This window comes from Microbulbifer elongatus (assembly GCF_020524885.1).
GTDB lineage: Bacteria > Pseudomonadota > Gammaproteobacteria > Pseudomonadales > Cellvibrionaceae > Microbulbifer > Microbulbifer elongatus_A.
In genome coordinates this window covers 42007-52379 of sequence record NZ_JAIVKJ010000008.1, presented here as the reverse complement: position 1 = coordinate 52379, position 10373 = coordinate 42007, and the positions used below count along the sequence as shown (strand labels likewise).

General features: G+C 55.1%; 10 protein-coding genes. 3 read left to right on the top strand and 7 right to left on the bottom strand.

Translation table 11 applies throughout. The features are described 5' to 3' along the window. The first annotated feature begins 474 nt into the window (after positions 1-474). Positions 475-1518: an integron integrase gene (locus LC059_RS17595; RefSeq protein WP_226705180.1), complete on the top strand. Its 1044-nt coding sequence runs from the start codon at positions 475-477 to the stop codon at positions 1516-1518. A gap of 60 nt (positions 1519-1578) precedes the next feature. Here the strand turns inward: LC059_RS17595 and groL are convergent, their stop codons facing one another. The 3 genes from groL to LC059_RS17580 all read right to left on the bottom strand — a co-directional run bounded on the left by groL (position 1579) and on the right by LC059_RS17580 (position 4349). Continuing rightward, complete coding sequence (gene groL, locus LC059_RS17590) at positions 1579-3219, bottom strand: chaperonin GroEL (protein ID WP_226705179.1); 1641 nt, start codon at positions 3217-3219, stop codon at positions 1579-1581. Positions 3220-3278: 59 nt separating this feature from the next. Continuing rightward, positions 3279-3572 carry a co-chaperone GroES gene (gene groES / locus LC059_RS17585; RefSeq protein ID WP_078085279.1) on the bottom strand — a complete coding sequence of 98 codons (294 nt, stop codon included), beginning with the start codon at positions 3570-3572 and terminating at the stop codon, positions 3279-3281. Positions 3573-3812: 240 nt separating this feature from the next. After that, positions 3813-4349 (bottom strand): FxsA family protein, encoded by a 537-nt coding sequence (locus tag LC059_RS17580; protein WP_226705178.1) that lies wholly within the window; start codon positions 4347-4349, stop codon positions 3813-3815. Positions 4350-4624: 275 nt separating this feature from the next. Here LC059_RS17580 and cfa point away from each other — a divergent pair, with 275 nt between their 5' ends. Next, positions 4625-5770 carry a cyclopropane fatty acyl phospholipid synthase gene (cfa, locus tag LC059_RS17575; protein ID WP_226705177.1) on the top strand — a complete coding sequence of 382 codons (1146 nt, stop codon included), beginning with the start codon at positions 4625-4627 and terminating at the stop codon, positions 5768-5770. Positions 5771-5876: 106 nt separating this feature from the next. On the opposite strand, the gene LC059_RS17570 is transcribed toward cfa, so the two are convergent. Together LC059_RS17570 and LC059_RS17565 are read right to left on the bottom strand one after the other, a co-directional pair. Further along, positions 5877-6638, bottom strand: a complete 762-nt coding sequence (locus LC059_RS17570) for an SDR family oxidoreductase (RefSeq protein WP_226705176.1) — start codon at positions 6636-6638, stop codon at positions 5877-5879. Between the two features lie 64 nt (positions 6639-6702). Further along, entirely contained in the window at positions 6703-7782 is a 1080-nt protein-coding gene (locus LC059_RS17565; RefSeq protein ID WP_226705175.1) for a DUF481 domain-containing protein, read from the bottom strand. A gap of 131 nt (positions 7783-7913) precedes the next feature. On the opposite strand from LC059_RS17565, the gene LC059_RS17560 reads away from it, so the two are divergent. Continuing rightward, complete coding sequence (locus LC059_RS17560; protein WP_226705184.1) at positions 7914-8204, top strand: MGMT family protein; 291 nt, start codon at positions 7914-7916, stop codon at positions 8202-8204. 41 nt (positions 8205-8245) lie between these two features. Here LC059_RS17560 and LC059_RS17555 read toward each other — a convergent pair whose 3' ends face one another. Together LC059_RS17555 and LC059_RS17550 are read right to left on the bottom strand one after the other, a co-directional pair. After that, entirely contained in the window at positions 8246-9679 is a 1434-nt protein-coding gene (locus tag LC059_RS17555) for an AmpG family muropeptide MFS transporter (protein WP_319005132.1), read from the bottom strand. After that, positions 9676-10329 (bottom strand): YbhB/YbcL family Raf kinase inhibitor-like protein, encoded by a 654-nt coding sequence (locus LC059_RS17550; protein WP_413231574.1) that lies wholly within the window; start codon positions 10327-10329, stop codon positions 9676-9678. Before LC059_RS17550 ends, LC059_RS17555 begins: the two co-directional genes overlap by 4 nt. Positions 10330-10373: the final 44 nt, after the last annotated feature.

Here is a 10373-nt window from a genome sequence, read left to right as displayed (position 1 = left end):
CCGACTTTTTCACCAGCACTGCGTTTTGATCTGATAGTAGCTCAGAAAGTACCTGTATTTCCTGCTTAACGCTGCCACCTGCGGATGAAGCTAAAGAGAAAAACACCAAGATACTAAAAGTTCCGAATTTCAACATGCTACTTGCTCTAGTGAGGTTAACAGTTTATTCAAAAGCCCAAGTCATATATCACACTGCCACATATCCAAGTTGGCACCTGCGTACAAATACAACCCAAAAGCTATTTAATTCAGTAGGTTATATCACAACATGCTCTGTGAGTACTGTACATATATAGAAAGCCTGTCACATATCTCTCTAAGGTGACTTGATGCGCCAGAAATTTACCCTCTAAAAATCAATAAGTTAGCGTCCTACCCCGGTCAAATTGAGTTGAAGTTATTGATCTGTGCCTTGACACTAAAGGTACCTCAAAAAATACTGTATATAAATCCAGCTACAAATGGGACATACCAATGGATGATGTGCGCCACACAATACCAGGCTCACCGGTGCGGTTTATGGACCAGCTACGACTCCACATCCGGCAGAAAGGCCTTTCCTACCGTACCGAGCAGACTTATGCCCACTGGATAAAGCGGTTTATCCATTTCCATAAACTGAAGCACCCCAAGGACATGGGAAGACCTGAAGTTCAGGCATTCTTGACTCACATTTCAGTAAATAGACGCTGCTCGGTGAATACTCAGCGGGTAGCACTCAATGCACTTGTCTATCTGTACAAGCAGTTTTTTGGAGTAGACACCGCCGATTTGGATTTCAAGACGGCTAGACAGCCTCGTCGGCTACCGGTTGTGTATAGCCGGGACGAGATTGCCAGAATTCTCGAACAGCTAGACGGGGTCTATCGGCTGCAAGTCGCGTTGATGTACGGTAGTGGTTTACGTATTGCCGAGTTACTTTCCCTCAGAGTGAAAGATATTGATTTTGACAGTAATAATATTGTCGTGCGGAGCGGGAAAGGCAATAAAGACCGCACAACCCTACTACCACAAGATCTGAAAGGAGAGCTAAAACTACAAGTAAACAAAGTGCTGAAACTTCACCAAAGAGATATTGAAGACGGTTTTGGCGAAGTCTATATGCCAGATGCTCTTGAGCGTAAGTATCCGAAGGGGGGGCGACAGCCGGCCTGGCAATACCTTTTCCCAGCTGGAGGATTTAGCAAAGATCCGAGGAGCGGCGTCGAGCGCAGGCATCATCTGCACCCATCCACACTTTCCCGGCATATTCGTGAGGCAGTAAAGTTGGCCAAGGTACTGAAGCCGGCAAAGGCGCACGCCTTCCGCCACAGCTTTGCGACGCACTTGTTAGAGGCAGGGTACGACCTCCGGACCATTCAGGAGCTGCTCGGGCACTCAGATATCAGCATCACCGAAATCTATACACACGTAGTGAACCGCGGAAATAGAGGGGTTTTCAGCCCGATGGATCGGCTCTCCCCCAGTGGATCTGGCGGTATTTCAGAGCCGGCCGCCCCCTACCATACGGTCGCTTAATTAAACATAAAAAAACCCCGCCGAAGCGGGGTTTCTTATTGGCTTGGCTGGTAGGCCGGCTTACATCATGCCGCCCATGCCACCCATTCCGCCCATGCCACCCATGTCAGGTGCAGCCGGCTTGTCTTCCGGGATGTCTGCAACCATGGCTTCGGTGGTGATCATCAGGCCAGCGATGGAGGCCGCAGCCTGCAGCGCGGAGCGGGTTACCTTGGCCGGATCCAGGATACCCATTTCCAGCATGTCGCCGTACTCGCCGGTGCCGGCGTTGTAGCCGAAGTTACCTTCGCCCTGCTTCACTTTGTCTACAACAACAGAAGCTTCGTCGCCTGCGTTGGTAACGATCTGACGCAGCGGCATTTCCATTGCACGCAGTGCAGCGGCAATACCGTGGTTCTGGTCTTCGTTGTCGCCTTGTACGGAGATAGCCTGGGTAGCACGGATCAGCGCGGTACCACCACCAGGAACAACACCCTCTTCTACCGCTGCGCGGGTTGCGTGCAGGGCGTCTTCTACGCGGGCTTTCTTCTCTTTCATTTCGACTTCGGTGGCAGCGCCAACCTTGATCACGGCAACACCGCCAGCCAGCTTGGCTACGCGCTCTTGCAGCTTCTCTTTATCGTAGTCGGAGGAAGATTCTTCGATCTGGGCGCGGATCTGCTTAACGCGCGCTTCGATGTCAGCAACGTCGCCAGCGCCGTCTACAATCACGGTGTTTTCTTTAGACAGGGTAATGCGCTTGGCGGTACCCAGGTGCTCCAGAGTGGTGGCTTCCAGCTCTAGGCCAACTTCTTCAGAAATCACGGTGCCGCCGGTCAGGATGGCAATGTCCTGCAGCATGGCTTTACGACGGTCGCCGAAGCCCGGTGCTTTAACCGCAGCAACTTTCACGATACCGCGCATGCTGTTCACTACCAGGGTCGCCAGCGCTTCGCCTTCTACGTCTTCAGCGATGATCAGCAGCGGCTTGGAAGCCTTGGCTACCTGCTCCAGCAGCGGCAGCAGATCGCGGATGTTGGAGATTTTCTTGTCAACCAGCAGGATGAACGGGCTGTCCAGCTCGGCAGTCATGTTTTCCTGGTTGGTCACGAAGTAAGGGGACAGGTAGCCGCGGTCAAACTGCATGCCTTCTACGACGTCCAGTTCGTTTTCCAGGGACTGACCTTCTTCAACGGTGATCACGCCTTCTTTGCCCACCTTGTCCATCGCTTCCGCGATGATGGTGCCGACGTTTTCGTCGCTGTTGGCAGAGATGGTGCCTACCTGGGCGATAGACTTGCTGTCGGCACAGGGAGTGGCCAGGCTGGCGATGTGGTCAACGGCTGCCGCAACAGCTTTGTCGATACCGCGCTTCAGGTCCATCGGGTTGAAGCCTGCAGCTACGGACTTGAGGCCTTCGGTTACGATGGCCTGGGCCAGTACGGTAGCGGTGGTGGTACCGTCACCGGCGGTGTCAGAAGCTTTGGAAGCAACTTCCTTCACCATCTGCGCGCCCATGTTTTCGAACTTGTCTTTCAGCTCGATTTCTTTGGCTACGGATACACCGTCTTTGGTCACGGTCGGGGCACCGAAAGCCTTGTCCAGAACCACGTTGCGGCCTTTCGGGCCCAGGGTGGTTTTTACAGCGTCAGCCAGGATGTTTACGCCGTTCAGCATTTTCTGGCGAGCGTCGTCACCAAATTTTACGTCTTTTGCTGCCATGATCTTATTTCCTCAATTCTGCTCGTTGGTTGCGTCTTGTCGGGAATCGTACTGGGGCTTCAGCCTTCCAGTACGCCGTAGATGTCGCCTTCGCTCATGATGATCAGCTCTTCGCCGTCCACCTTGAGGGTGTTGCTGTCGGCGTAACGGCCGAACACCACGGTGTCACCAACTTTTACGGACAGTGCGCGCACATCACCGTTATCCAGCAATTTGCCTTCGCCAACGGCAACCACTTCGCCCTGATTCGGCTTTTCTTTCGCTGCGCCCGGCAGCACGATGCCACCAGCAGTTTTCTCTTCTTCTTCCTTACGGCGTACTACAACGCGATCGTGTAAAGGACGAATTTTCATGGATTGGCTCTCCAATGAGTCGTTTAGGGTTGCAATTACAAGTGGCTCAGGCTCGCTTTGCGAGCCTTCTGCCAGTCCCGCCCGAATCACACCTGAGGTATGCCCGGGTCAGGAAAAACTTGGGGTGCAGCCTATCTGGGGGAGGCTCGGAGGTATTTCAACAGCGGCGGGAAAAAAAACTGAGGGAAAATTGGCGAAATTGCGCCTACAGCGCGGTTTCGGGGTCAACTTGACCAAAAATCAACCACCTCTGTTCGGATTATCGTCGCTGTCACGCTTCTGGTCTTCTCCTTGGCCTTCTCGTTGCTCCTCTCGCTCATAGTCCCCCTCAATAACGTCGTGGGACTTGTCGTGCGGTCGACTACCACCCGGCTGGTTCGCACCGGGCTGATGGTAGCCACCCCGCGTATAGGTGGAACCCCGTACGACCACAACATGACCAATTAGTCGGCCAATGATCAACTGTCGTATCCCGGGTATCAGACAGGCGAAGCCAATGGCGTCAGTAATAAATCCCGGTGTCAGCAACAGTGCGCCGCCCACGGCCAGGAAAATGCCCTCGGCCATCTCGCGCGCCGGCATTTCACCGGCCTGCATCTTCTGCTGCGCGCGCATCACCGTTGAGATCCCCTGCCGACGCAGGAGCGCCAGCCCCACCATCGCGGTCAGCAATACCAGGCCGATGGTGGGCAGTGCACCAATTTCCTGCCCGACACTGATCAGCACCCACATCTCAAGGATGGGCATAACAATGAACAGAATGAATAGTGGGCGCATCTGGGTCTCTCCGCGGTTCGCGAGCCGGCTGGATTGTCCGAACCTCAGGCAATCAGAATCTTTTCCGTTATGCTTGAGAACGTGTTGTAGAAATAAGTTGTTGAAACTCTGTTGTTGAATCTGTGTTGTTACACACCTGAAGCAGTGCGCGCCACAGGCCGGATTCAGGTTCGCAGTGTAGCCACACTCCAACATGACGCGCAAATCGCCGTCAGCTGCCCGGAGCCCACACGTGGCCCTAGCCTGGGGAGCTACAAGCATGGAAAGCAACCAACATGGAAACTAACAGTAGCGCTACGACTTCCGCCACCGTGACCAGACCAAGACATTTACTAGACGACCTGTTAGCCACCGCCGATATCCGTATCAACGGGGATCGCCCCTGGGATATGCAGGTACACCGCGAGGGCGCGCTGGATGAAATAGTCGCCAGGCATAGCCTCGGCCTTGGGGAGTCCTACATGCGTGGTGATTGGTCGGCGCAAGCACTGGACGAGTTTTTCTATCGCCTTTTGCGTGCAGACCTCCAAAGCAAGATAAAACCTTTCCGCCACCTGTGGCGCATCGCCCGCTCGCATTTGCTCAACCTGCAAAGCCGCAGCCGCGCATTTCAGGTTGGGGAGCGACACTACGATCTTGGCAACGATTTTTACCGAACAATGCTCGACAGTCGTATGACATACAGCTGTGGATATTGGCGGGACGCGGACGACCTGGAGCAGGCACAAACCGCCAAGCTGGATCTTATCTGCCGCAAGCTGGGCCTGAAGCCCGGCATGCGATTACTCGATATCGGCTGTGGTTGGGGTAGCCTGGTTAGCTATGCCGCAGAAAACTACGGTGTGGAGTGCGTCGGTGTGACGGTCTCAAGGGAGCAGCGCCGGTTCATCGAAGAGCAGTACGGGCACCTGCCGATCACCGTACACCTGCAGGACTACCGATCGCTTGATCAGCCCTTTGACCGTATCGCCAGTGTCGGTATGTTCGAGCATGTGGGCCACAAGAACCACCGCACGTTCATGGAGGTTGCGGCGCGCTGCCTGAAAAAGAACGGCCTGCTACTCCTCCACACCATCGGTAAAAACCAGCGGCGTTCCGCTACCGATGCCTGGATAGAAAAGTACATATTTCCCAACGGCGACCTGCCCTCCACCGGCCAGATCTGTGACAGCGCCGAGAATCTTTTGATTGCGGAAGACCTGCATAACTTTGGCAGTGACTACGACAAAACACTGATGGCCTGGCATCGCAATTTCGAAAGCCACTGGGATCGGTTTGCAGAAAAATTCGACCAGCAGTTTTACCGGATGTGGCGCTATTACCTGCTCTCCTGTGCAGGCGCGTTTCGCGCGCGCCATATCCAGCTGTGGCAGTGGATATTTTCCCGAAAACTGGAAGGTGGTGTGACGCGGATCGTTTAGTCCTCGGCAACCGATAGTACTCGACAACTGGTAGCACTCGACAACTGGGCGGCACAAAAAAGGCGAGCTTGAGAGCTCGCCTTTTCATTGGAGTACTGGCGGAAGCTTACATTCTCGCGCCGCCGTCCACTTCGATTACCCGGCCGGTGACATAGTCGTTGTCGATAATGAATGCCACGGTGCTGGCAATCTCGTCCGGCTCTCCAATCCGTCTCAGGGGAACCTGCTTCACCAGCCCCTCGAGAATTTCGGGGCGCATTTGCGCCACCATATCGGTGCCGATAAAGCCCGGTGCGATGGCGGCCACCCGCACCCCGTAACGCGCTAACTCGCGCGCCCAGGTGACGGTCATGGTGGCGACACCCGCTTTGGAGGCGGAGTAGTTGGTCTGCCCCATATTACCCGCGCGGGACACGCTGGAAATATTGACGATCACACCCCCCTCGCCTTTCTCCGCCATGATCCCGGCCGCTGCACGGGTGCACAGGAAGACACCTGTGAGATTGACGTCGATCACCGACTGCCACTGGGCCAGGGACATTCGCTCGGCCACCTTGCCCTCTTTAACCTTAAGCAGCATGCCATCGCGCATTATCCCGGCGTTGTTAACCAGTACATCCAGCCCGCCGAAATCCTCGACGATGCGAGCAAAGCCGCTATCAACGGCTTCCTCATTGGCGACGTCGATCACATAGCTGCGGGCTTCCGCGCCCTTCTCGCTACAGGCGGCAACACTTTCGTCGAGCCGCTCCTGATTCACATCGATCAGTGCCAGGCGCGCGCCGCGCCCGGCAAGATATTCAGCCATGTTCCGGCCCAGGCCCTGGCCAGCTCCGGTGATTGCGATAACACTGTTTGCAACCTGCATGAAAACCTCTATTTAATCTGTTTATTTCCGCGGTGGCGTATCACGCGCGAATACCAAAAAACGGTTACCAGGAATAGCCCACACCAATCGTCATTTTGGTGTCCTCTTTTTCGCTATCCAGGGACGGGGTGTTGTCGTACTGCCACGCATATTTGACATCCATCAGGATACCTTTCACCAGCGGCGTGCGCACACCGATCTCAGCGTTGCTCTGGTAGTCCTCGCTGCGGTCCAGTGACTGCAGAAACTCCTGGTTGTAATAGATCTCAGGCCCCAGGTCGAACTTGTAGCGGAAGTCCCACGCGGTACGGCCCGCCGCATAGCGCTTGCTGGGGTCTTCACTCAGGCTCGGGTCGATATAGTCTTCCTTCAGACTGCTCACACCGCCCTGGATAGAAAAGGCCGATTTGTCGGTGTCAAAAAACAGGTAACCGAGACCGAGACCCACGCTGGAACTCAGGTCCAGATTACGCGCCTCTTCGTGCAACATGGAACTGTTACCCGAGGCGAACCACTTCTCCGCGAAGATCCAGCGCAGATCGTAACTGAGCCGGTATTTTTCCAGGTCATCCACTTCGCTGCTGTTCTGATTCTGGTACTGCGTGCCAATCAGGTGATGGAAGTCGCCGTTGCGCACGTCAAAATTGGCATTGATATCCCAGTCTTCCCGCTCCCGGTTTCCGTTTTCAAATACACCGGCGGCGGCAACATTGCCGCGGAAGATGATCGGGTTGCCGACAAAATTGATATACGGCTCCGCGCGATCGATCGCCGGAAAGTCCATGACCCAACCGGAGCCTTCATCGCAGTAAAGCTCCCACTGCTGGCGACGGTGACCGGCCAGCGCGCAGGGTTCATCACGCCCGGCAATTTTCAGGTCCTTGTCGGTTTCCAGTGAGAGGATTTTTTCCTTAGCTACGGTAATATCCCCGAACGTTTCCGACTTCCACACCACATTGTCCCGATCAACCACAACCAGTTCACCGTGAATACGGTCGCCATTGGTCAGACTCAGGACACCGGCGTCAGCGACTGAGGCAGTTACCGTAAACACCAGCGCGAGAAGCCCGGCGAGAACGCGGGGTAGCGAAGGGCCATTGGGGAAGGTCTGGAAAAGAGAAGTACTGGGTACAGCAGAAAGCACGAAACAACCTTTCTATAGCTTAGGATTATTAGAAAAAATTGACTAATAAATCAGATGGTAGCACCAGCGCCGATTCACAATCGAGTCACCCGCAGGGAGAAAGCACGGGCAAGCATGATGCCACAACTCGCATCTGCCTTGCACTTTCACAGGTCCCATCAGGACGAGTCGTTACCTACGGTGGGTTAGCGGAATTGGCGGGGCTCCCAAGGGCAGCCAGACTGGTGGGGCAGACACTGCGTAAACTGCCGAAAGATACCCGCCTGCCCTGGCACCGGGTAATCAATGCCCAGGGCAGAATTTCCCTGCCGGAGCCGGCAGCACAACGTCAGATCACGCGACTGCGCGAGGAAGGCGTGACTCCGATAAACGGAAAAGTGGATCTGGGTCACTATGGCTGGCCCAAACCGGGAGAGCTGTAGAGCGGTAGTCACGGTGCCGCCGAGCCACGGGATCAGCCCGGTCAGCCGGGCGCGGTTTCTTCACCTCTGGCAGTCTCGCGGCGGTCTCGCCACCAGACATAAATCGCCAACAGGATCGCCGGTATCCCGAGAATCGCGGCATAAGTGAAAAACAAGGCGTACCCCTGTGTGTCCACCACAATCCCGGAGAAACCGCTGATAAATTTGCCAGGCAAGGTCATCAGCGAGCTGAACAGGGCGTACTGTGTAGCTGTGTACTCCTGGTTGACCAGACTCGACAGGTAAGCGATGAACACCGTATTGGAAATACCCGCGCTGACATTATCCGCGCTGATCAGGATCGCCAGCCAATTCTTGTCTGGTCCGATCTGTGCCATGTGTGCAAATAGCAGATTGGTCGCGGCAACCATCACTGCACCCAGGATCAACGGGCGCATTATGCCGTAGTGCACGACAAGTAACCCACCGAGGTAGGCCCCAAGAATTGAAAAGAAGAAACCAAAGACCTTTACGATCTGGAAAATGTCTGTTTTTGAAAAGCCCAGATCCAGATAAAACGGGTTAGCCATAACCCCCATGGCGAGGTCACTGATGCGATAAATACCGATCAGTAACAAAAGAACCAGTGCAAAGCGCCCATTGCGCTTGAAGAAATCGATGAACGGGCAGATGACCGCTTTAACAAACCACTCTTTCAGGCCACTGTGCTCACCGGAACCCCAGATTCGCTCTATCCATGCGCGCTCGAAAGGCTTCGCCATTTCAGCGGCCTTGGCATGATCCGGTTCAGCAACCATTAGCGTAGTAATAATGCCCACCCCCATCAGCACCGCCATGCTGAGGTACGAGGTCGACCAGTCGGCAATATCGGCAATGTACAATGCACCACCACCTGCTACCAGCAATGCCACCCGATAACCAAATACATAATTGGCCGCCATGGCGCCCTGAAGCTCTTCTCTGGCGGATTCAATACGAAACGCATCAACCACTACATCCTGAGACGCGGCACAAAATGCAACAGCCACTGCGATCAGTGCAACTTTCGTCAGGGCAAGCTGTGGATTGAGATTAGAGAGAATAAACAGACAAAGGGCGATCCCCAGTTGCGATAAGAGCAACCAGCTGCGGCGTTTTCCCAACATGCCGGTAAAGAAAGGGATGCGTAGATGGTCGATCACCGGTGCCCAGGCAAACTTGACGGAATAAGTAAGGCCAACCAAGCCAAAGAAACCAATTGTGGTTCGGCTCACACCATAATCTGTCAGCCACGCCGCCAATGTTGAAAACACCAGCAAAAATGGCAGTCCGGCAGAAAAGCCGAGGAAAAACATGGCCAGCACTTTGGGTTTCAGGTAAACCGTAAGCGCCTCTCCCCAGGTCATCGTTTGCTTTTGCATGGGCAGGCTTTGCTTCCTTTTATTTGCTTGCCTTGCGGCCGTAGTGTTGAGAGTCCCGGAGAATTCCGGAATCAACGACCGAATTTCACTTCCAGCTGCGCTTGCGCCAGTTTGTTGGCATTAATGTGCGATGCCACCATAGCCGCCGGCGTACTTGCATCCAGCTGTAGCTGTTCCACTTTGAGAGCGTACACCCGGAATTGGTAACGGTGATCCCCTTGCCCCTCTGGTGGACAGGCGCCACCGTATCCGGGGATGCCAAAATCCGTACGGCTTTGGGTTGCCTCGGGTATCAGGCCAGACTTGGGGTCGCCGGCACCCTCAGGTAGCGACGTCATGTCTGCGGGGATATTGAACACCACCCAGTGCCACCAGCCGGAGCCGGTGGGCGCATCCGGATCGTGCATGACCACCGCGAAGCTTCGTGTTCCTTCAGGCGCCCCCTGCCAGTGCAACTCCGGGGATAGATTGTCACCACCGCAGCCCGCGCCATGATACAGCTGCGCCTGTGGCACGCGCCCCCCATCGTTCAGGGTGTTGGACGCCAGACTGAAGGATGCCGCGCTTCCACTGGCCTCCGCTGCTGCCGGCGCCACACCCAAAAAGAGCGCTAAATAGATTGCCATAAAGAGCGCCAGCCACGGCGTTGCCAACAGTGTAGCAGGCCATTCGGTTGCACTGCCCAGCGGCCAGGCTACCCGATTGCGCGTGTTTTCCCTGTTCATGCCACCCTCAATCCGACTCTCTGCAAGCGCACAATGCGCGCTGG